This is a genomic window from Marinobacter guineae (assembly GCF_002744735.1).
GTDB lineage: Bacteria > Pseudomonadota > Gammaproteobacteria > Pseudomonadales > Oleiphilaceae > Marinobacter > Marinobacter guineae.
In genome coordinates, this window is the sequence record NZ_KZ319339.1 from 732,604 (window position 1) to 754,857 (window position 22,254).

Here is a 22,254-nt window from a genome sequence, read left to right on the forward strand (position 1 = left end):
GTATTAGCCCTCGATCTCGATTCGGGTCAGGTTCTCGCGGAGAATCGGACCGTATTCGTATTTACCCGGGCACACGAAGGTGCACAGCGCCAGATCTTCTTCTTCCAGCTCCAGAGCGCCCAGTTTCTGTGCCATTTCGGTGTCGCCCACAATCAGCGATCGCAACAACTGGGTTGGCAGAATGTCCAGCGGCATGATCTTTTCGTACATGCCCACCGGCACCATCGCCCGTTCACTGCCGTTGGTAGTGGTGGTCATATCAAACCGCTTGCCGCCGATCAGCTTGGACAGATAGATGTTCATGACAGAAAACCTGTTGGCTCCCGGTGAGAGATAGGCCATGAACTCACGCTTGTTACCCTCTTCCAGCACCGAAACCTGATTGGCAAAACGACCCAGATAGGCGCAGGGACCATCAGCGCGCCGACCGCCGAAAACGGAACCAGAAATCGCACGCACTTCGCAATCCGTGGCAATCTCACCGTCCAGCAGCTCCGGAAGACTCGCACCCAGTCGGGTACGAACCAGTCGGGGCTTCCGGGCCTTGGGACCACCGATAGCCACAATCCGCTCGACCGGCACTTCTCCGGATTCGAACAGTTTGGCCATATCAATCACGTCCTGATAATTGATGCTCCAGACAGTCTTGCTGCCAGACACCGGATCGAGGTAGTGAATATGGGTACCGACATTGCCAGCAGGGTGCACACCGTCAAATTGATGCACTTCAACAGCATCGGACTTGGGAACGGGAACATTGGATCCCGGTTTACCGGTGACAAACACCTTGCCGGAGGTCAGCTTGGTGAGGATCGTCAGGCCTTTCTCGAATGCCTGGCTGTTCTCGCCAATAATGACAGTCGGATCCGCTGCCAACGGGTTGGTGTCCATCACAGACACGAAAATGGAGTGAGGGGCAGAATCAATCTCGGGAACCTTGCTGTAAGGACGCGTCTTGAACGCTGTCCACAGCCCGGATTCCACCAGATTATCAACGACCTGCTGGCGCTCAAGGCCGGCAAGGTCCGCTTCATTGTAGCGCGCAAAGGTCTCAGCCTCATCGCCATCGACTTCGATGACAATCGACTGAAAAACACGACGCTCACCACGATTGATCTCTTTCACTACGCCGGCGGCGGGTGAAGTATAACGAACGCCTTCAGTCTTCTTGTCCGTGAACAGCAGCGTACCGCGCTTGACACGGTCCCCTTCTTTCACAGCCATCGTCGGCTTCATGCCGTTGTAGTCAAAACCGATCAACGCCACGTGGCGAACGGGTTTGCCGTCTGTAATGGTCTGTTCGGGAGCGCCGCTGATGGGAAGATCCAGGCCTTTTTTGATCTTGATCATTAGCCTCGTCCAATCAGTAGAAACTATTCAATGGATTTGTAACGTCCGACCTCTGCGGCCCAGAAAAAGATGAGAAACGGAGTGCCAGACATACCCAAAATCGCGCCAATTATAGAGATTAAGGAATGCTATTTCCACCAGAAACCGGAACAGGTTTGTGCCCGAACGTAAACCACTCAACTCACAAGCCCAAAAAACAAAACCCCCAGCAGCGTATACTGCCGGGGGTTTTATGCCTTTTACGTCACCAGGTCAGTGCGATTTGATCAGTCCCTGGCTCGCTTCGGGAAAATCGGGTAGTTGATGCCGGCCATCTGGCTCACCACACGGATCACCTGGGCGCTGTAACCGAACTCATTGTCATACCAGACGTAAAGAATCAGGCGCTTGCCACTGGCAATGGTCGCCTGGGCGTCAACAATACCGGCATGGCGGGAACCCACGAAGTCAGTGGAAACGACTTCCGGAGAGTTCACGAAATCGATCTGCTTCTGCAGCTCGGAATGCAGCGCCATTTCACGCAAATATTCATTCACACCTTCGACATCAACCTCTTTCTTGAGATTGAGGTTCAGGATCGCCATTGAAACGTTGGGCGTCGGCACACGGATGGCATTACCAGTCAGTTTGCCTTTCAGAACCGGCAACGCCTTGGCAACCGCCTTGGCCGCGCCGGTTTCAGTAATAACCATGTTCAGGGCCGCACTGCGTCCACGACGGCTGCCTTTGTGATAGTTATCAATCAGGTTTTGGTCGTTGGTGTACGAGTGAACGGTCTCAACGTGCCCGTCTTCAATACCATACTCGTCCTCAATGGCCTTCAGGACCGGAGTGATGGCATTGGTCGTGCACGAGGCAGCTGACAGTATCTTGTCATCGTCAGTGATCCAGTCGTTGTTGATGCCATACACAATGTTCTTGATGTCGCCCTTGCCCGGCGCAGTCAGCATCACGCGACTGACACCCTTGGACTTGAGGTGAAGGCCCAGTCCGGCCTCATCACGCCAGATACCGGTGTTGTCAATGACGATGGCGTTGTTGATGCCGTACTTGGTGTAGTCCACCTTGTCCGGACCGTCGGAATAAATCACCTTGATGTAATTGCCATTGGCAATGAGCGCTGATTCCTTCTCATCGACGGTAATGGTGCCGTCAAACGGACCATGAACGGAGTCACGGCGCAGCAGACTGGCACGCTTCTCCAGGTCGTTCTCTGCACCGCCCTGACGAACCACAATGGCACGCAATCGAAGGTTGTTGCCGCCCCCGGCTTTCTCAATCAGGATACGCGCCAGGAGGCGACCAATACGGCCAAAACCGTACAGAACGACGTCTTTAGTGTCGTTATTGGCGTCTTCCTCGGACTGGGCGGCGTACTGACCAACCACAGGGCCAATTTCACGCTTCAGGAATTCGGTCAGATCACCACCTTCAGCCTTGAACTTGACCGCAAGTTTGCCAATATCAATGTGGGCACGGCCAAGCTCCAGCTTGTCCATGGCCTGGAGGAGCGGCAGGGTATCGTGAACAGACAGTTCGCTATCTTCAACCTGACGTACGAATCGATGCGCACGAATGATGTCGATAACAGACTGGTTAATAATTGCGCGGCCATAGACAGATGTAACCACGTTGTTCTTGCGGTAGAGGCGGCCGATCAGCGGAATCATGGCTTCCGCGGTGGATTCTCTTTCTGTCCAGTTAGACAGGTGCTGATTGATCTGTTCGTGACTCACGCTTGGACCTCTGCAATTGGCACTTGGAAATTGGGGCACATATTATCCAACTTAATCCTGCCGACCGCAAATACAGGCGCCCAAGACCTTCGTAGACACCACTTTCCTCTCAGGACTTGAAGCGCGCCAGCTGCAGCCGCCATGACACCGTCGTCTGCGGGCGTTAGAATACGCGGCTCCCCGCCTCCCGGACATCCACAGCAGGAGAACCAGACTGCCCATGAGCCAAGGTGCAAACACACGCCCGTCATCCCGGATCATGATTGCCCCGGAATTTCCAACCCGGCCGGCCGATCATCGCACATGGGGCCAATTGCACGGCAGCAGTGACGCGCTGGCCATCTGCGAAAGTGCCCGCGCCCACAAGGGCCTGACACTGGTCATTACCCGCAGCACCGACGACGCGATACGCCTGGAACAGGCCATGCGCTTTTTCCTTGGCCTGCCCGCGGAGGAAGATGGCCCGGCAGTCAGCGAAAACGGACTGGAGCTGTTATCGCTACCCGACTGGGAAACCCTGCCCTACGACCTGTTTTCGCCGCACCAGGACATCACTTCACGGCGTATCCGCACCCTGCACCGACTGCCATCAACCAGCCACGGCGTGCTTGTGGTACCGGCGAGAACTCTCATGCACCGGCTACCGCCAGTCAACTATCTCCAGGGCAACACACTCCTGCTGGAAGTCGGCCAGTCCCTGGACATCGACAGCTGGCGCATGCAACTGGAAGCCGCCGGATACCGGCATGCGGAAAACGTCTATGAGCACGGGGAATATGCCGTTCGTGGTTCGATCCTCGACATCTTCCCCATGGGTGCCAGCCAGCCTTACCGGATAGACCTGTTCGATGATGAGATTGAAACGCTCCGAACCTTTGACCCGGAGACCCAGCGCTCCATCGATCGTATAGACCGCATCGAACTGCTGCCCGCCTACGAGTTCCCCTGGCACAAGGAAGCGCGCTCGGGATTCCGCAGTCGCTGGTTTGAACAGTTTCCCAATTCGGACAAAGACACGCCGATCTATCAGGATGTGACCCACGGCATCACCCCGCCGGGCATTGAGTACTACCTGCCCCTGTTCTTCGACGAAACAGCAACCCTGTTCGACTATCTGCCGGGCACAACCCATGTATTTACCGCCGCCGAATTGAACGAAGCCGTCAGCCACTTCGATGCCGAAACACGGAACCGCTACGAGGACCGCCGCCATGATCGCTTGCGGCCAATCCTGCCGCCCGGCCACTTGTTCCTGCAGCAGGATGAACTGTTCGGGCACCTGAAGGCCTTTCCCCGAGTATCGATTTCGTCTGAAACCTCCGACGCCGCCGGATCTTTCAACTGCCCGAGTACAACCCTGCCGGACATTGCCATGGACGGCCGCTCCGCGGATCCTGCGGGTCGCCTGAAACGGTTTCTCGGGGAGTTCAGTGGCCGGGTTCTGATCTGCGCGGAGTCGTCCGGGCGGCGTGAGGCGCTGATTGAGAACCTTGGTGACCAGGGCCTTGAACTTGAGACCCTTGCCAGTTGGCAGGCGTTCCTGGAGGACAGCAAGTGCCCGCTGGGCATTACCATTGCGCCCATGGAGCAAGGACTCCTGCTCCCGGACCACGCTCTCGCGCTGATTACCGAAACTGCGCTCTTCGGGGAGCGGGTGCTGCAAAGGCGGCGTCGGGAAAAACCCACGGAAACCGACGACGCCGGCTTTCGGGATCTGTCAGAACTGCGAATCGGCGCTCCTGTGGTCCATATCGACCATGGCGTCGGCCGCTACCGGGGTCTGGAAACCATTACTGTTGAGGGCGAAGCCAGCGAATTTCTGATGCTGGAATACGCCGGCGGCTCCAAACTCTATGTGCCGGTCTCCAGCCTGCACCTGATTTCCCGCTATGCCGGTAACGACACCGAGCATGCCCCACTGCACAAACTCGGCACAGATCGCTGGAGCACAACCAAACAGAAAGCCCTGGAGAAAATCCGCGACACCGCAGCGGAACTTCTGGATGTCTACGCCCGTCGCGAAGCCCGCAAGGGCTTCAGCTTTGAAGATCCGAAAGAGGCCTACCGGGCCTTTGCCGCCGGCTTCCCCTTCGAGGAGACGCCGGACCAGCAGATTGCCATTGAGTCCGTTATTGAAGACATGACCAGCGAACGCCCCATGGACCGCCTTGTCTGTGGTGACGTCGGCTTCGGCAAAACCGAAGTAGCCATGAGGGCCGCCTTTATGGCGACCTGGTCCGGTAAGCAGGTTGCCGTGCTGGTGCCCACCACCCTGCTGGCACAGCAACACTACGAGTCATTCCGGGACCGGTTTTCGGACACCGCCGTTCAGGTGGAACTGCTCAGCCGTTTTCGCACGGCCGGCCAGACCAGCAAAGCGATGGAAGCCGTTGAAAACGGTAATGCCGATATTGTGATCGGCACCCACAAACTTCTTCAGGGCGACATCCGGTTCAAGAACCTCGGTCTGGTAATCATCGACGAAGAGCATCGTTTCGGGGTTCAGCAAAAAGAAAAATTCAAGGCCCTGCGAGCGGAAGTCGACATGCTCACCCTCACCGCTACACCAATTCCCCGCACGCTCAACATGGCCATGGGACATCTGAGGGACCTGTCAATCATCGCCACCCCGCCCGCCCGGAGACTGTCAGTAAAGACGTTTGTCCGGCAGCGGGACAACCCCATGGTCAAGGAAGCCATCCTCCGGGAAATTCTGCGAGGTGGGCAGGTGTACTTCCTCCATAATGATGTGGCGACCATTGAAAAAACCGCAGAGGATCTCCGGTCCCTGATTCCCGAGGCACGCGTAGGCGTGGCCCATGGCCAGATGCGGGAACGGGACCTGGAACAGATCATGTCGGATTTCTACCACAAGCGCTTTAATGTGCTGGTATGCACCACCATTATTGAAACCGGTATCGACATTCCCAGCGCCAACACCATCATTATTGAACGGGCAGACAAGTTCGGCCTGGCGCAGTTGCACCAGCTGCGTGGTCGCGTGGGTCGCTCGCACCATCAGGCCTACGCCTATCTGCTGACACCACCGCCTAAATCCATCACTTCTGACGCCAGAAAGCGGCTTGACGCCATATCCGAAGCACAGGACCTGGGCGCAGGCTTTATGCTGGCAACCCACGATCTGGAAATCCGGGGCGCAGGCGAATTGCTCGGTGAGGAACAGAGCGGGCAAATCGAGAGCATTGGCTTTACCCTGTACATGCAGTTGCTGGACGAGGCCGTCAAGGCCATCCGCGAGGGCCGGACGCCAAACGCCGACCTTCCCCTGAGCCACGGTACCGAAATGAACCTGCGAATTCCTGCGCTGATTCCTGAGGATTACCTGCCGGACGTCCACAACCGGCTGATGCTGTATAAACGAATCGCCAGCGTGGATAACAACGAAGCATTAAAAGAACTTCAGGTTGAGATGATTGACCGATTCGGATTATTACCGGATCCCGCCAGGAACCTGATCCGCCAGACAGAGCTTCGGCTTGAGGCAGAGGCCCTGGGCATCGTGAAAGTCGACGCCGGCAAGGAATGGGCGCGCCTGGAATTTGGCAGCTCGACGCCGGTGGACCCGCTGGTGTTGGTTAAAAAAGTGCAATCCAGGCCGGACCAGTACCGGCTTGAAGGGGCCAACAGCTTCCGTTTTCGGCTGAAGGATGCCACAACCGGTGGTAAACTCGACGGCATTTCCCGGATGCTTGGTGAGTTGGAACCTGCCAACCGCGGCGCATCCTGCTCATGAACGCCCGATCAACATGTGGAGTACTACCCTTGCAGATTGATGGAATTCGCTGTTACCGATACGCGACACGGGCCATCCTGGCAGCGCTCCTGCTGACTTTTTCACTCACTGGCACTGCCCAGCAGACCGAGCGCGCCAGTTTGCCACTGGAACCGGGCGAACCGATTCCGGAGGACTATTACCGCGCAGAATTCGTTATTCTTGAACGGATTGTCGAGCCTGAAGCGGTGAATGAACAAATGACGGGCCGGACCGTGGAGCCACCAATCGAAACAGAAGAGATACTCTGGTCGGTGCTTCAGGGCGGATCAACAGAAACCACCCTGGACCTGGCGCCCCGAAATGAGCTGTATCTCGCAAACGCGGCCCAACGTCTGGAGCGCAGCGGCAGATACCGGGTACTGGTCAGCGCCGGCTGGTACGAAGCCTTCCCGCCGGAATATAAAGGCACTCCCCTGAGGATCGAGGCAGGCGACTGGATCGAAGGCGCGGGAACCCGTGAGGTGGAAGGCCACATCACCATCGACCGCCAGCGCTATCTCCACGTGGGTGTTCACCTGAACCATTGGCAGCCTGCGAAAGAGGAGCGGCCCGCAATTGATGAGCCGATGCCCGGAGAAGCCCCGGCAGCATCTCCTGAAGAGGCGCCTAAGCCCGAGGGCGCAAACCCGGCCACAGCCTCAACCAGCGGGGCCGCCGCTCAACCGCAGGCGCTGAGGGCTGAACCGGCGCCCTTGGAATTGCTCACCTGGATTCGGGAAACACGCCGGATGCGGAGCGAAGAAGTCCATTTCCTGGACTCCCCCACTATCGGCGTCCTGGTTTTCTTCAAGAAGATTGAGGCAGCGAACTAAGCACACCAAGACCGGCCATTGAGACCTCAAGGATTCGCCTGACTCCGGACATTCCCCGCTCAATGGCCTCTTCAATCTCCGCCATCGTAATGATGTGGTCGGATTTTCCGGCCGCCCAGTTCACCACGAGTCCAAGACAGACATAGCGCATTCCCAGCTCAGCTGCCAAAGCCGCCTCGGGCATGCCTGTCATACCCACCAGGTCGCAACCGTCCCGCTCCATCCGGATAATCTCGGCGGCCGTTTCCAGCCTCGGCCCCTGGGTTGCACCGTAGACCCCGAAACCCGAGAACGGCACTTTTTCCGCGCCAGCGGCATCAATCAGAATCTGGCGGGCGCTCTCGTCATAAGGCCAGGTGAAATCGATATGGGTCACCGATTCCAGATCACCCTCGAAAAACGTGCTCGCGCGACCCCAGGTGTAATCAATAATCTGATCGGGAACAACTACGTGGGCGGGCCCCATGCCCCGGTGAATCCCGCCAACAGCATTCACACCAATCACCGTTCGCACGCCGGCGTCGTAAAGAGCGCGAAGGTTGGCCCGGTAGTTCACCTGATGGGGCGGGATACGGTGCGGGTTGCCGTGGCGCGCCAGAAAGATAACCGTCTGATCATCCAGCCGGCCCTCAACCAGCGGCGCGGAAGGAACTCCCCAGGGCGTCTCGACTTGCCTTTCACCGGTGATTTCCAGGCCCGAAAGGGTTGTCAGCCCGGTGCCACCGATAATTCCAACCGGATGAAGCTGCTCTGGCGACGTCATTCTGCATCTCCTGACTCTTCCACTTCCCCTTTTCTCTGGCGCTGCCCGGTCTCCGCAGACGACTCCTCCGAAGATCTCTCAGCGTCCGGGTTCTGGTCGCGACCCGCGCCAGTTAACCTAAGGCCCTCTGGCAGGTGCAAGGTCCGTGTCGGGAAGGCAACCTCGGCACCATAGCCCTCAATGATGTCACTGATTTTCAGCAACACATCCTGCTTCACTTCGTGGAAACGAACCCACTGAACTGTCTTGGTAAAAGTGTAAACCATGATATCCAGAGAAGACGCATTGAACTCCAGGAAGTTCACGATCAGCGTCTGTTCGCTATCGATGTCTTCATGTTGCTCCAGCATGGCCCGGATATCTCCAACTATGGTTGCCATCTGGCTCACATCGGCATAACGGATACCGATGGTTTCGTAGATGCGACGATTGGTCATGCGGGAGGGGTTTTCAACCGCAATGGTCGTAAAGACCGCATTCGGCACATACAGCGGGCGTTTGTCGAAGGTGCGAACGGTGGTCAACCGCCAACCGATATGCTCCACAGTGCCTTCAATGTTGCGGTCCGGGGAGCGTACCCAATCGCCCACCTTGAAAGGGCGATCCAGGTGGATGATAAATCCGCCGAAGAAGTTCGCCAGCAGATCCTTGGCGGCAAAACCAACAGCGATGCCGCCGATGCCGCCGAAAGCGAGTACCCCGGACATGCTGTAGCCGAGTGATTGCATCACAGTCAGCACGGCGGTAATGATAACCACGGCCCGGGACAGCTTGCTCACCGCGTTCACGGTGGTGTAATCCATGGGCTTTTGCATCTTGAGAGGAGATACAAGAATCCCCTCGCCTTCCTTGATCAGGCGCAGCACCGCCCAGACCAACACAAACACGAAACCCATCCTGAGCACGGTTTCATTGGCGGTAAAGATTTCGGCATCCGAGTAGCGGTGGGCCACTTCAGCTGCCCAGTAAACGCCCTGCAACCAGACAAACGCAACGACCGGCTTCCGGGCCGCGTGCAGAAGTGCATCGTCCCAAAGATTATTGGTATTGCTGAACTTGCGCTCCAGCGCCGCGATGACGTGACTGGCGACATACGCTACCGTAGCTGTGCCGAACACCAGCGCGAAGACGACGACGCCGACGCGCCAGCCTTCGGACAACAGCCCGAAATTCTGAATCCAGCCATTCAGCGTGGCCACGATATCCCCGATCATCGGATTCCTCTGATACAAGAAGGTTTAACGGATAACAACAGCCGTTCCCGGCCTGACGCGATCGAACAGGTCAATCACATCGGCATTGCGCATCCGGACACAGCCATGGGACAGCGGCACGCCCATGGGCTCGCGGTCCGGTGTGCCGTGAATGTATATGAAGCGGCGGAAAGTATCGACACCCGGACCCCGGTTTTTTCCCCACTCACGACCACATAGCCAGAGAATCCGGCTGAGGATCCAGTCGCGGTCGGGGTATTCCCGGGCAAGCTCAGGGCTGTAAATTTCGCCGGTGGGGCGCCGGGCACGGAACACAGTCCCGGGAGAAAGTCCGGCGCCAATGCTGGCACGGATGTAATGGCTGCCCCTGGGAGTACAGCCACTGCCATCCTGCTCGCCAGGGCCGTTGAGTGCTGTGGAGACCGGATAGGAGGCAAGAACCTGTCCACCTCCGGTCAGGAGGCTGAGGCTCTGGAGGGTCAGGTCAATGTCGATTCGAGCTTCAGTGGAGTGTATCAAAACCGGCCAGCCTCCCTTCGGGATTGAGAGGGAAGCCTAACCGAGAGGACGGAGCTCAGGCAACCGAGACCTTGTTGCCAGACGAAGGAATCAGCATGGCGTCCTCTGCCTGCATCCCAGCGGCGAGAAAGGGGACCAGCCGGGCGGCAATCTCCTGAACAGTAGTTTCAACACCCAGTTTGTTCTGCAGGATATCGCGCAGGGCATCACTGCTGGACATGGTGAACGCGGTTGCGCCGAGCATGAACTGAATGCGCCAGTAACGGTCGACAGAGGACAACTGCGGTGTTGCTTCCTTGAGGAGGCGCATAAAACGGCTGAAGGGCTCGCTGTACTCCTGCTCCAGAAACTTCCGGAGATGCCCCTGGGACTGGGTATAGGCGAGTCCCAACAGCCGCATGAAGATGGAAATGCCTTTCTCGTTCCGCTGGGGCATGCGCACCGCGCTTTCTGTCAGGGCCCATAGCGTCTGATTCAGTGTTGGCGGCTTACCCTCACAGCGTTCCTCAAGTTCGTCGAACGCGCTTTCAAGAGTTGCGGAAAACGGCGTCAGAAAACGCGCGAAGACGGCATGAATCAGCGCGTTTTTTGAACCAAAGTGGTAATTGACAGCGGCCAGATTTACTTTAGCCTTACTGGTAATCATGCGGAGCGAGGTTTCTGAAAAACCCCGGTCGGCGAACAGCTCTTCGGCTGCATCGAGAATCCGGTCAACGGTATCAGACTGCGCCATTTTGTTTTCAATGCCTCTAGCAAACGTCTGTTTGAAACATACGTTTGAACTGCAGTTATGTCAAGTTCTGGGCTCCGGATCCGCCGCAACATCCTGCCAGCCATGATCAATGGCTTTCTGGTTGCCCTCGAAAAAAGCCTTCTGAACCCGACTGTAGGCCTTCTCCGCCTCCAGCAGGTAGATCAGGTACATGCGCACGTGCTCCCGGCGGGTCAGCTGACGGGAAAGAATGCGGCCCTCAGACAGCCTCAGCAAATGACTGAACCGCGGATTCCTGAGGGCCGGATTAAAGTCGGCCATCTGCGCACACTGCCATATCAGCCCGTCGGCGCCTTCCAGGTGCGCGGCATGCCGCCTGGCCTCCCGAAGCATCCGCTGACGGGTGACGACGAGATCCAGGTAAGACGGTTTCGACGTGTAGATCCGACGAACAGCAGGTATTCCGAGCAACAGGATCATCACAAAGGCCCCAAAACCGCCGCCCGCGATCCAGGCCGGCACAAACCCGGTCAAGCCGCTGAGAAAGACGACTGCGGCGAGCAGTGCACTGAACACCCATAGGTCCCGGCCCCGGCGCGCCTCGGCCAGAGTGTAGTTGTCGGGCCAGTCATTCATCGCCAGCAGGTCAAAATCCATCAGCAGAACACGGTCGCACTGCCGCAGCATCTGCCGCAGTTTGCGTTGCCTGGACTCCGCCACCATCCGCTCTGCGCTGCCACTGGTTTTATCACCACCCTTGTCAGCCCCGGCCATGGCGTCGGGTGCAGCTTCAGCGTCTGAACGCTGCCCGGGCTTTGCGACCTCCACGGCTCCAACCGGAGCAGCCGCCGGGGCCGAAACACGGGGATGTGTAGCCGGGGCCACTGGCACAGGGTCTGCGGCGCGGCCAGGCCGCAGCACAGGAGCCTGAGCGGGCGTATCTGCTTGCGCGGCTTTGCTCTGATTTTCAGCCATGGCAGGTTGTCCGGATTAACGGTGGTTTTAACAGGTATCGACTACCAAACCGGATTCTTGAATCCTTTGCCGTCGCCTTGGCATCGAGCGGTCTGCTCGCTATCCTTTGCGATCCTGCCAAACCGGCAGCCGCACATCATTTTATGAGGTCAGGTTATGTTCACAGGCATAGTTCAGGGGATCGCAATCATTGAAGATATTGCTGCCAAACCCGGTCTTAGCACCTTCGCTGTCCGCTTCCCGGCAGACAAAGTGGGCGGTGTCGCCATCGGAGCATCTGTGGCCATCAACGGCACCTGCCTGACCGTAACCTGCCAGGAAGGCAGCACACTCCACTTCGACGCCATGCAGGAAACACTGAGGCTGACTACGCTGGGGGACCTGAAAGCCGGGGACCCGGTTAATTTTGAACGCGCGGCCCGTATCGGGGATGAGATTGGCGGGCACCTGCTGTCCGGTCACATCCACACCACCGCAAAGGTCGTCGAAATCCTGCGCCCGGAGAACAACGTCACCCTGTGGTTTGAAGTGCCTGAGGAGTGGGCCCGCTACATTTTCCCCAAGGGCTACATTGCCATTAACGGCGCCAGCCTGACCATTGGCGAAGTCCGGGGCAACCGGTTCAATGTCCACCTGATTCCGGAAACCCTCAGGGCCACAACCTTTGGCTCAGCTCAGGAAGGCCAGCGGGTAAATATTGAAATAGACAGCCAGACCCAGACTATCGTGGATACCCTGGCACGACTGGGGTACGACCGCCCGACACCCACTCTTTGATCAGCCGGTTACCAGGGCGACTTGTCAGCGATTGCCAGCCCGGAAGACCACGAACTTTGGGCTGGCATCCAGCTGATGTACCGATGAGAAATACCGGCGCAGGCTGCGGTGATAACCCAGATGGCGGTTTCCGACCAGCAACACTATGCCGTCCGGCGACAGATGTTGGGCGGCCTGCTCGAACAGGCGTTGGGCAATATGATCGCCAACCACGCCTCCTTCGTGAAACGGCGGATTCAGGAGGATAAGATCAAATCTGCCTTGCGCTGGTTCAACACCGTCGGCGTGTACAAAGGCCACCTCCGCTTCCGGGAACGCCCGTTCGACATTGTGGCTGGCGCTGAGCACTGCCTGGCTCGATACGTCGTTGAAGCACACCTGCAGATCCTGCCGCTCTGCCAGAGCCGTTAACCCAAGCACGCCATTGCCACAGGCAAGATCAAGAACCCGCGCACCGGGTTCGACACCTGTCACAGCCTCTGCCACGTGGGACAGCAGCAGCCTGGTACCGATATCCAGCTTTTCCCTCGAAAACACCGCGGGTAAAGCCTCAACCTTATGATCGCTTTGCCCGGTCAATTGATAGCCTTTCCAGGTCTCCGGCCAATCCCCAAGTAGCGCACTCCCCTTCCTGAAACGAATGACCCGGGCCTTTTTTCGTGCCGGCAGCACCTGTTCGGTATTCACAGCTTCAGCAAAGACATCGACGCTTCTGGCCGGAAGGTGTTTGATCATGCCTCCAGCCAGCAGGACACCGGAGTCTGCCATTACGCCGTTGAGCCAGCGCAGCAGCCAGCCGAGATAGTCCACCTGCCGCGGAATTCGCATGACCACAAGATCGAACGGTCCTTCAGGCGGGTTGATCCAGCTGTGCACCTGGCAAGGCGCAATCAAGGAAGGATTGAGCGAAGCATTCTCGTCCAGAGCAGCGATCAGACTCGCACTGTCGGCAACGACCACTGGTGACAGACTTGAGAGCCCGAATGACAGGGCGCCAAATTGATCATCCACTATCAGGACTCTGGGCTCTGTACCACCACTGGCGGCGTTGCGCCCCGCTGCAAGGAGAAGCTCATCCGCCGCATCCCAGGCCCGCAGCGTCGGATCTCCGGTACCCGGTCGGCTCAGGCTCAGAGTTCGGGGCAGAGTACCGTCAGCATAAACCAGTTCGGCAGTTGTCATTTCAGGCATCCTGAGGGTGTTTTGTCACAAAGACGCCATTTTAGGCTGATTATTCTAGAAATTAACCCTAACGTTAGAGGCGTTCACGCTGAACATCCCTTTTCCGGTTAGCTCCATTGTTCTGGACGCGAACCTTTTGCCCCTCACCCCAGGGGCTTTTTTATTTCAGGGCCGGCGAAAAGCCCGGTATACCGTAAACCGGCGATCTTCCCGTAATCGCTCTACCGGGCCGATACACCGTTTCATCAAAGGCTCATAGGGCAGGAAGCTGTTCGCGACGAGACGAACCTCGCCGCCAGGTCTGAGATGGCGTACAACCTCGCGAAGGAAACGCTCGGTCATGGACATATCGGTTCTCACTCCGCTGTGGAAGGGGGGGTTGCTCAGTATCGCCGGCCAGAAACCCTCAACACGGCTCAGGCCGTCCGACGCCATTATTTGGCCAGAAACACCATTACGCTGATAGGTGGCCCGGGCACAGATTACGGCCTGGGACTGCACATCCACCCCGTCGACGATGATTGCCGGCTGCTGCATCTGCTTTTGCCGGGCATCGAGCCAGGCGCCGATCACTCCCGCACCGCACGCAAAATCGAGAATGTGACTGGCGCGCAGGGGGTGTTCGCTGAGGGTTTCCAGAAGCATTCGGGTGCCGTCGTCAAGCTCTCCATGGCTGAAAATTCCCGGTAACCCGGCGACTTCCAGATAAATACCCGCGCATTCCATGCCGGTCCAGCTCATCCATTCCCTAAGCTCAAACCCTGCCAGTGGTTCAACGGCTTCTGCACACCACACCTGACAGTGCCTGGCACTGTCTACCTTGGCAGCCTGTGGCGCCACAGCTTTCAACTGTTTGACAGCCCCGGCAATACCCTCTTTTTTCTCGCCAACAAGAACCAGCCGGGCGCTTTTTGCCGCCAGCCAACGGGCAAGTGCCAGCCGCAACTCCAGCTCGGCCCGAGCCTTAGGCAAAAACACCACAAGGGTGTTGAAGGCTCCCGCACTAAAGACCGGATCGGCGTAGCCGAAGCCGACCTTCCAGTTGTCCTGTCCCCGCAGAGTCTCGCACACACCCGCATGCTCACTCATGGCTATACCGCCGGACTCAGAAAGCTCAGACAACAGGCCAGCGGAAGTAACACCCAACAGGGCAACCTCCCCTGTGAGCAGATGGCGATTCTTCAGCAGGGCTTCGTGGGAATTGGGTAATGACATTGAACAGGTAATCCCGCTTGGGTGGCTCTAAAACGGAATACTTTAACCGGAATGCGCCCTCGAGTCTCCCATGCCAGGCCAGACTCTGAGGGCTTTAGAACGAAAGGCAATGGGCAGCAGGCAAGCGATCACTTGTATCGGGCAACGGTGCCCACACGGAGAGCGTCTTCCGGGGACATGCCCCAGTCCTCAGGCTGTCGGTTTTCAGAAGGCTTGCGTCCCTGGGTGCGCTCATCTGACGCGACTGAGGCGCCTTTGCGATGGTTTAAGGCTGTCAGGGCTTTTTGCATCAGTTCTTTCATGGTTCACCTCCTCGCTTACAGCAGTCGTTACTCTACCAAAGCGGGAGGTGACCAACTGTGATGACGCCGAGGGTCAGGAAGTGACACTCATCACGAATTTTTGACGCAATTTTACATTGTTCACTAGACGGTTTTCTGACGCCCAGAGCGCACCGGCCTCAGAATCAGTTCATCCAGACTGGTTTGCCGAACACGCTCAAGATCTTCCTCGCCTGAAACCGACAGCCCCATATCCCTGAGAATACCGTCGGCCACATCGTAGACAAAACCATGAACCGTCAGCGCTTGGCTGCGTTTCCAGGCTTCCTGGACAATGTTGTTCTGGCACACATGCCCCACCTGCTCAACCACGTTCAGTTCGCACAGCCGGTCTACCCGGTCCTGGACATTCGGCAGGGCATCCAGCACCTTCTGGTGCCGGTCTCGCACATCCTGCACATGTCGCAGCCAGTTACTGATCAGCCCGAAGCCCTCATTGAGCAGTGCCGCTCTCACGCCACCACAACCGTAATGCCCTACCACCAGAATGTGCTTTACCTTCAGCACATCAATGGCGAACTGGAGCACCGACAGGCAGTTGAAGTCCGTATGCACAACCACGTTGGCAACGTTCCGGTGAACGAACAGTTCACCGGGCAACAGATCAACAATCTGGTTGGCCGGCACACGACTGTCCGCACAGCCAATCCAGAGATATTCCGGTGCCTGCTGGTTGGACAGGCGATGGAAAAACTGGGGATCCTGGGCCTTGATGCCATCTGCCCAGGACCGGTTCTTTTCCAGAAGATGGTCAAGCTGACCCATTACCCCTACTCCGTTCAGTGATTCCCGGCCGCCGATTGAACGGGAATCATGGCTTCAAAGCAATACTCAGTTTGTCTGAGCCTCGGCCTCAACCTCGCCATGAGGCTGATGCATGGTGGTCTGGGCCAGATCCAGAAGCTCCCGCAAGGCCACTGAGAACATGGCATACTCCGGCTCTCTCACACCCTTGAGCTCCGACAGCATGGATTTCCAGCGCTCGATCATCTGCTGATATCGCTCCATCCAGCCCTCCACACAGGCGGGCACGTCCGCCGGCTTTTCTGCCAGCTTCAGTACACCGGTGGTCAAAGCCCGCTGCTGCCAGTCCAGATCCTCACGGAAACTTTCCCTGGCAAGGGCCTGCCAGTGAGAAGCCGGCGTCAGAGAGGCAATGGCATTGGCGAACCAGTTGAGATCAAGACGGTCACCCAGCTCGTAATAGAGATTGGCGACGGTTTTCAATGGCATTCCTGACGCTTCCTGTGCCTCGATGATACCGAGGGACGAGTACAGGTGCCCGGTACCGGAAACCACGGAAGCCAGCTCTGAAGGCAATCCGGCGTCCACCAGTGCCTGATGCCGCTTTTCCCAGCTGATCCGGGCCTGCTCTCCCAGATACTCCGGAAGGCCTGCGGTAATGGCCCAGACGCTGTCGGCAAAACGCTCCATGTGACTCTGGATGCTCAGTTCCGCGCGACGGTTGCGCAACAGCCAGCGCACGGAACGGCGCATCAGCCGCATCAGGTCCTGCATTAACTGCATCTGAAGCTGGGCCGGTACATGAAAATCGAGATCCTCGATCCTGTCCCACCAGTTATCGATTCGGAAAACATCCCGGGCAATGATCCAGGCCAGTGCTATCGAGGCCGCATCTGCGCCGGTGGACTGGTTGAGCCGCTCCACAAAGGTAATACCCATGTGGTTAACCATGTCATTGGCAATCTGGGTGGCAATGATTTCACGGCGCAACTGGTGCTCTCCCAACTCTTTCGAGAACTTCTGGGTCAGGTCCCTCGGGAACACCTTGTACATTTCGCCGGCCAGCATCGGATCGTCCGGCAGCGTGCTGTTGATCAGGGTCTGCTTGAGATCGCCTTTCACATAGGAGATCAATACCGACAACTCCGGCCGGGTCAACCCTTTCTTGTCCAGCTTGCGCTCAGACAGGGTTTCGTCATCCGGCAGGAACTCCAGGGCGCGGTTCAGCTTACCCTCACTCTCAAAGGTGTTCATCAACCGGCGGTATTCCTCCAGGCGCGTTGCCGCATCCTCGTTGGCGATGCTTATGGCCTGGGTCTGACGGTAGTTGTTCTTCAAGACGAGCTGAGCCACATCGTCGGTCATTTCCTCAAGCATGATGTTGCGCTGCTTGAAAGTGAGATCACCCATGGCCACTGCCCGGTTGAGCAGGATTTTCATGTTGACCTCATGGTCTGAACAGTCAACGCCACCGGAGTTGTCAATGAAGTCAGTATTCAGGCGCCCGCCCTTGAGAGCGTACTCAATACGCCCGAGCTGGGTCAGCCCGAGGTTACCGCCCTCGCCGACAACCTTGCAGCGCAGCTCCGACCCATTGATCCGAAGACCATCATTGGCTTTATCGCCAACGTCGCTTTGGGATTCGCTTGAAGCCTTCACGTAGGTACCGATACCGCCTACCCAGAGCAAGTCCACTTGTGCCTTGAGAATATGGGATATCAGCATGTTTGGCGGAACCCGATCAGACTTGATGCCCAGCAGTTTTTTCATTTCCGGGCTGACAGGAATCGACTTGGCATTCCTGCTGAAGATGCCACCGCCCTTTGAGATGAGTTTGCTATCGTAGTCGGTCCATGCGGATCGGGGCAGCGAGAACAATCGTTTACGCTCTATATAACTCCGCTCCGGATCCGGGGTCGGGTCGATAAAGATATGAACATGGTTAAAGGCTGCAACCAGTTTTGTTTTCTCCGAAGACAACAGACCATTGCCGAAAACGTCGCCACCCATGTCGCCGATGCCGATGGCGGTGAATTCATCCAGCGCCGGGTTGATGCCCATCTCCCGGAAATGACGTTCTACCGAGACCCAGGCACCCCGGGCGGTAATGCCCATCTTCTTGTGGTCGTAGCCGTTGCTGCCGCCGGAGGCGAAAGCGTCGCGCATCCAGAAGCCATATTCCGCAGCCAGAGCATTGGCTATGTCCGAGAAGGTTGCCGTGCCCTTGTCCGCAGCTACCACCAGATAGTGATCGTCTTCATCATGACGGATCACCCGCTCTGGCGGCTGAATGCTGGCATCCACCAGGTTGTCGGTAATATCCAGCAAACCACGGATAAAGGTTTTGTAGGCTTCGATCCCCTCCGCCTGGAAGGCTTCCCGATCCGAGGGATCCGGCAGGCGCTTGGCAACAAAACCGCCTTTGGCTCCCACCGGAACGATCACTGCGTTCTTGACCTGCTGGGCCTTAACCAGGCCCAGAATCTCGGTACGGTAATCCTCAAACCGGTCAGACCAGCGCAGGCCGCCACGGGCGACCTTGCCGCCCCGAAGGTGAACACCCTCAACTCGCGGCGAATAGACAAAAATTTCGAACATTGGCAGCGGCAGGGGTACATCCGGAATACTGGATGGATCGAACTTGACACTGATGTAGGGTTTCGGGCCGCCCGCTTCATCCTGCTGGTAATAGTTGGTGCGCAAGGTGGCCTGGATCAGCTCCAGGTAAAGCCGCAGCACGCGGTCCTCACTGAGATTTTCTACATTTTCGAGACCGGCGTTGAATTCGATCTCCAGCTTTTGCTGAGCCGCCTGGCATTTACCCGGGCTCTGGTATCGCTCCGGGTTGAAACGAACTTCGAAGAACTCGAGCAGCAGCCGCGTCAGCTCAACATGGTTCACCAACGTATTGGAGATAAAGGTCTGACTGTTGGAAAAACGGATCTGGCGCATATAACGGGCGTAAGTCCGCAAAAGCGCAATCTCCCTCCAGCTCATATAGGAGGAAAGAAGCATCCGGTTGAAGGCATCGTTCTCAGCCTCTCCGTACCAGACCCGCCGGAACAATTCCTCGAAAATCGGCCGGATACGATGAATGTCAACCACATCGCCGGTGTGAGCCTGGAGGGTGAAATCGTGAATCCACACGGTCTTGCTATGGCGGTCAGTCACCTCGAACGGATGCTCGCCAATGACGCGGAAACCAAGATTATCGAAAATCGGCATCACGTCTGAAAGGGGCAGCGGTTCGTCCGGATAGAACAGCTTGAAGTGCAGCGTGCTCTCATCCTCCTCCAGTGCCCGATAGAAGCTCATGGCAAGGTCGCCTTTGATGGCGGACGCCGAAATATGCTCTAGATCGATCGCCGCACGCCTGGCCGAGAACATGTCGGTATAGCTGGCCGGGAAACCGCCGGCCCACAGACGGTAGAGCTCATTGCCCTGCTCTTCACCATAAGCTTCGCTCAATGCCTCGGAGAGGCCGTCACGCCAGGATTGCGCCAGTTCAATGACTTTCTCACGGATTTCCCCGGTTGGCAGCTGACGGTTTTCAACCTGGGGCACCCGGATGGTGAACTGGACCCGAGCCAGTACAGATTCGGAGAAATGGGTAACAAACTCGACGTCCTCGGCATCCAGCCGGTCCACCAGTACCTGCTCCACTTTCAGACGCAGTTCGGTGTTGTAGATATCCCTCGGGAAGAACGCCAGGCAGGTCACAAACTCCCCGTAAACATCTTCCCGCATGAACAGTTCAATACGGCGGCGCTCCTGAATGTACAGGATGCTTTTGGCCACCTTGAGCAGCTCGTCCGGCTCGATCTGGAACAACTCGTCCCGGGGATAGAGCGTCAGAATCTGCTCCAGTTCCTTGCCGGCGTAATCATCACGAAGGAAGCCGGAACGTTTCATCACACTCTGGAACTTGCGCCTCAGCAGCGGAATTTCATCCGGTCGCTCGTTATAGACCCGGGCGGTATACAAGCCAAGGAAGCGACGCTCGCCAACAACCTCGCCCTTGCTATTGAACTTCTTCACCGCGATGTAGTCCGGATAGGCCGGACGGTGGACCCGTGACCGCTGGGCTGACTTGGCAAAGATAAAGATATCGTCGGTCCGGGTCATCTCGTGCCGGGTACGCTGGGGCATCTCATTGAGGCGCACTCTGTCTGGCCGCTCATTGTTGACCCTGAGGATACCCAGCTCGGAGTTTTCAACTCGCCGGACCACCATGCCGCTCTTGTACTTGGCAAAGTCGTATTCGTCGTAGCCCAGGAAGGTGAAATGGTCCCGGGCCAGCCATTCCAGAAACGCCCGGGCCTCTTCCTTCTGCTCTTCATTGATACCGGCGGTGGTACTGTCCAGCTCCCCGATAATCTCGGTCACCTTTTCAGAAACCAGCGGAAAATCGGATACCGCTATCCGGACTTCATGGAGCACGTTCCGCAGGGTATCTGCCAGATCCCGGAGATCCTCCGGATCACTGTGCCGGTCTATTTCCAGGACGATAAAGGCCTCATAGGCGGATCCGGGAGAACTCTTTTTGGTGGGATGCAATTTCTTCAGCCTGCCGTCCTCGTCCCGCTGGACCTGAAGAATTGAATGCTGAATCGAGTGGGTACCAATTTCCCGCTGATTGATGGCAATGCGCAGGGAATCAATCAGGAACGGAATATTGGGGTGCAACACGAAGACGACGGTATGGGTCGACTGCCAGCCATCGCTTTCAAGGTCCGGGTTGAAAACCGCAACCGAAGTTTCCTCGACGGACCGCTTCTGCAGGAACTGCCAGGCAGCGAGAACGGCACCGTAGGTGTCCGCGAATCGCCGGCTTACCAGCTCTTCCAGGGGAATGTGTGCGTAATGCTGCTTGGCAAATTCGCTGATTCTTTTGGCTTCGGTTTTGGTAATCTTCTTTGCAAAGGCCTCAGCCAATTGTTCAAAGAACTGATCCTTGCTGGCCACTGTCAGCGCATTCATGGTCGACCTCAGTTGGTGTGAAATAAACGTAATCACGGTATCGTCACATAAGCATAGTCAAACCCTTGATTTTTGCCGGCCAGACGCTAAAACTGCGGCAACTACCTACGCACGATACGGGTTTCTCCGGAATAATCCTCAATGAGAGGGAGCAGTCACTTCAAATGTCGTTACAGAATACGTTCGGTGAGTTACGGGTACAGTTAGCCAAACGGATAATCGGCCAGGAAAAACTGGTAGACCGCCTGCTGATCGCCCTGCTCGCAGACGGTCACCTGCTTGTTGAAGGGGCTCCGGGTCTGGCCAAAACTACTGCGATCAAGGCCCTCGCAGATCACCTGGACGGGAATTTCCACCGTATCCAGTTTACCCCGGACCTGCTGCCATCAGACGTCACGGGCAGCGAGATCTACCGGCCGGAAACCGGCCAGTTCGAGTTCCAGCGTGGCCCTATTTTCCACAATCTGGTGCTGGCCGACGAAATCAACCGCGCACCAGCCAAGGTACAGTCAGCACTACTGGAAGCCATGGGGGAACGACAGGTCAGCGTGGGCATGCGCACCTTCACTCTGGACCAGCCATTCATGGTAATGGCCACCCAGAACCCGATTGAGCAGGAAGGCACCTATCCGCTGCCCGAAGCGCAACTGGACCGGTTCCTGATGCACGTGGTAATCCATTACCCGTCGGCGGAAGCGGAGAAAGCTATTCTTCAGCTCGCCCGGAACGATTATCGGCAGGGCCTGCCAAAGACTGACCTCCGTCTCACGGCTCAACAGGTTTTTGCGGCCCGGGCCGAGGTGGCCGACATCTACATGGCAGAGGCTGTCGAGCAGTATCTGCTCGCACTGGTTCTGGCAACCCGGGACCCGGGCACCCTGGACCCGGAGCTCGCACGCTGGACAGCCTTCGGCGCCAGCCCCCGGGGCACCATTGCTCTGGATCGCTGTTCCCGTGCTCTGGCATGGCTTGATGGCCGCGACTATGTCACGCCCGACGACGTCCGGGCCATGGCCTTTGATGTACTGCGCCACCGTATACTGCTGACCTTTGAGGCCGAGGCCGAAGGCATGACCGCAGACACCGTGATTGAGCGGCTGATCGAACGTGTTCCGGTAAGTGCCTGAAAGCGACGACG

Annotated in this window: 16 protein-coding genes; 4 read left to right on the forward strand and 12 right to left on the reverse strand. The window is 57.4% G+C overall.

Annotated elements, in window-relative coordinates; all coding sequences use genetic code 11:
* Positions 1–3 precede the first annotated feature (3 nt).
* Both CLH62_RS03345 and CLH62_RS03350 read right to left on the reverse strand, forming a co-directional pair.
* A complete protein-coding gene (locus CLH62_RS03345) occupies positions 4–1,350 on the reverse strand; it encodes a Na(+)-translocating NADH-quinone reductase subunit A (protein WP_099616714.1) in 1,347 nt (448 codons plus the stop codon).
* Between the two features lie 266 nt (positions 1,351–1,616).
* Positions 1,617–3,086, reverse strand: coding sequence for a glyceraldehyde-3-phosphate dehydrogenase (locus tag CLH62_RS03350; RefSeq protein ID WP_099616715.1), 1,470 nt, complete (start codon positions 3,084–3,086; stop codon positions 1,617–1,619).
* A 220-nt stretch (positions 3,087–3,306) separates the two neighbouring features.
* On the opposite strand from CLH62_RS03350, the gene mfd reads away from it, so the two are divergent.
* Positions 3,307–6,840 (forward strand): transcription-repair coupling factor, encoded by a 3,534-nt coding sequence (gene mfd / locus CLH62_RS03355; RefSeq protein ID WP_099616716.1) that lies wholly within the window; start codon positions 3,307–3,309, stop codon positions 6,838–6,840.
* Between the two features lie 29 nt (positions 6,841–6,869).
* Positions 6,870–7,694: a CsiV family protein gene (locus CLH62_RS03360; protein ID WP_099616717.1), complete on the forward strand. Its 825-nt coding sequence runs from the start codon at positions 6,870–6,872 to the stop codon at positions 7,692–7,694.
* Here CLH62_RS03360 and CLH62_RS03365 read toward each other — a convergent pair.
* From CLH62_RS03365 to CLH62_RS03385, 5 genes are all read right to left on the reverse strand, one after another.
* Positions 7,669–8,457 (reverse strand): S-methyl-5'-thioinosine phosphorylase, encoded by a 789-nt coding sequence (locus tag CLH62_RS03365; protein ID WP_099616718.1) that lies wholly within the window; start codon positions 8,455–8,457, stop codon positions 7,669–7,671. The genes CLH62_RS03360 and CLH62_RS03365 overlap by 26 nt on opposite strands.
* On the reverse strand, positions 8,454–9,671 hold the full coding sequence (locus CLH62_RS03370; RefSeq protein ID WP_099616719.1) for a mechanosensitive ion channel family protein: 1,218 nt from the start codon (positions 9,669–9,671) through the stop codon (positions 8,454–8,456). Before CLH62_RS03370 ends, CLH62_RS03365 begins: the two co-directional genes overlap by 4 nt.
* Before the next feature lie 24 nt (positions 9,672–9,695).
* On the reverse strand, positions 9,696–10,160 hold the full coding sequence (locus CLH62_RS03375) for a L,D-transpeptidase (protein WP_228152797.1): 465 nt from the start codon (positions 10,158–10,160) through the stop codon (positions 9,696–9,698).
* Positions 10,161–10,245: 85 nt separating this feature from the next.
* On the reverse strand, positions 10,246–10,923 hold the full coding sequence (locus CLH62_RS03380; RefSeq protein WP_099616721.1) for a TetR/AcrR family transcriptional regulator: 678 nt from the start codon (positions 10,921–10,923) through the stop codon (positions 10,246–10,248).
* Between the two features lie 60 nt (positions 10,924–10,983).
* A complete protein-coding gene (locus CLH62_RS03385) occupies positions 10,984–11,877 on the reverse strand; it encodes a hypothetical protein (RefSeq protein ID WP_099616722.1) in 894 nt (297 codons plus the stop codon).
* A 156-nt stretch (positions 11,878–12,033) separates the two neighbouring features.
* On the opposite strand from CLH62_RS03385, the gene CLH62_RS03390 reads away from it, so the two are divergent.
* Positions 12,034–12,654, forward strand: coding sequence for a riboflavin synthase subunit alpha (locus CLH62_RS03390; protein ID WP_099616723.1), 621 nt, complete (start codon positions 12,034–12,036; stop codon positions 12,652–12,654).
* Positions 12,655–12,678: 24 nt separating this feature from the next.
* On the opposite strand, the gene CLH62_RS03395 is transcribed toward CLH62_RS03390, so the two are convergent.
* The 5 genes from CLH62_RS03395 to CLH62_RS03410 form a co-directional block, all read right to left on the reverse strand.
* Positions 12,679–13,836, reverse strand: a complete 1,158-nt coding sequence (locus CLH62_RS03395) for a class I SAM-dependent methyltransferase (protein ID WP_099616724.1) — start codon at positions 13,834–13,836, stop codon at positions 12,679–12,681.
* 165 nt (positions 13,837–14,001) lie between these two features.
* Complete coding sequence (locus CLH62_RS03400) at positions 14,002–15,051, reverse strand: class I SAM-dependent methyltransferase (RefSeq protein WP_099616725.1); 1,050 nt, start codon at positions 15,049–15,051, stop codon at positions 14,002–14,004.
* Positions 15,052–15,179: 128 nt separating this feature from the next.
* Positions 15,180–15,353, reverse strand: coding sequence for a hypothetical protein (locus tag CLH62_RS21065; protein ID WP_170005750.1), 174 nt, complete (start codon positions 15,351–15,353; stop codon positions 15,180–15,182).
* A gap of 123 nt (positions 15,354–15,476) precedes the next feature.
* Positions 15,477–16,157 carry a carbonate dehydratase gene (gene can, locus CLH62_RS03405; RefSeq protein WP_099616726.1) on the reverse strand — a complete coding sequence of 227 codons (681 nt, stop codon included), beginning with the start codon at positions 16,155–16,157 and terminating at the stop codon, positions 15,477–15,479.
* A gap of 66 nt (positions 16,158–16,223) precedes the next feature.
* Positions 16,224–21,116, reverse strand: a complete 4,893-nt coding sequence (locus CLH62_RS03410; protein ID WP_099616727.1) for an NAD-glutamate dehydrogenase — start codon at positions 21,114–21,116, stop codon at positions 16,224–16,226.
* A gap of 164 nt (positions 21,117–21,280) precedes the next feature.
* On the opposite strand from CLH62_RS03410, the gene CLH62_RS03415 reads away from it, so the two are divergent.
* Positions 21,281–22,243: an AAA family ATPase gene (locus CLH62_RS03415; protein WP_099616728.1), complete on the forward strand. Its 963-nt coding sequence runs from the start codon at positions 21,281–21,283 to the stop codon at positions 22,241–22,243.
* Positions 22,244–22,254 lie beyond the last annotated feature (11 nt).

Excerpts from the sequence above, each read along its gene's own strand:
- CLH62_RS03370 (WP_099616719.1), bottom strand. The coding sequence starts at position 9,671 with ATGATCGGGGATATCGTGGCCACGCTGAATGGCTGGATTCAGAATTTC.
- CLH62_RS03415 (WP_099616728.1), top strand. The coding sequence starts at position 21,281 with ATGTCGTTACAGAATACGTTCGGTGAGTTACGGGTACAGTTAGCCAAA.
- CLH62_RS03395 (WP_099616724.1), bottom strand. The coding sequence starts at position 13,836 with ATGACAACTGCCGAACTGGTTTATGCTGACGGTACTCTGCCCCGAACT.
- CLH62_RS03385 (WP_099616722.1), bottom strand. The coding sequence starts at position 11,877 with ATGGCTGAAAATCAGAGCAAAGCCGCGCAAGCAGATACGCCCGCTCAG.
- CLH62_RS03345 (WP_099616714.1), bottom strand. The coding sequence starts at position 1,350 with ATGATCAAGATCAAAAAAGGCCTGGATCTTCCCATCAGCGGCGCTCCC.
- CLH62_RS03365 (WP_099616718.1), bottom strand. The coding sequence starts at position 8,457 with ATGACGTCGCCAGAGCAGCTTCATCCGGTTGGAATTATCGGTGGCACC.
- CLH62_RS03390 (WP_099616723.1), top strand. The coding sequence starts at position 12,034 with ATGTTCACAGGCATAGTTCAGGGGATCGCAATCATTGAAGATATTGCT.
- CLH62_RS21065 (WP_170005750.1), bottom strand. The coding sequence starts at position 15,353 with ATGAAAGAACTGATGCAAAAAGCCCTGACAGCCTTAAACCATCGCAAA.
- mfd (WP_099616716.1), top strand. The coding sequence starts at position 3,307 with ATGAGCCAAGGTGCAAACACACGCCCGTCATCCCGGATCATGATTGCC.
- CLH62_RS03380 (WP_099616721.1), bottom strand. The coding sequence starts at position 10,923 with ATGGCGCAGTCTGATACCGTTGACCGGATTCTCGATGCAGCCGAAGAG.
- CLH62_RS03400 (WP_099616725.1), bottom strand. The coding sequence starts at position 15,051 with ATGTCATTACCCAATTCCCACGAAGCCCTGCTGAAGAATCGCCATCTG.
- CLH62_RS03410 (WP_099616727.1), bottom strand. The coding sequence starts at position 21,116 with ATGAATGCGCTGACAGTGGCCAGCAAGGATCAGTTCTTTGAACAATTG.
- can (WP_099616726.1), bottom strand. The coding sequence starts at position 16,157 with ATGGGTCAGCTTGACCATCTTCTGGAAAAGAACCGGTCCTGGGCAGAT.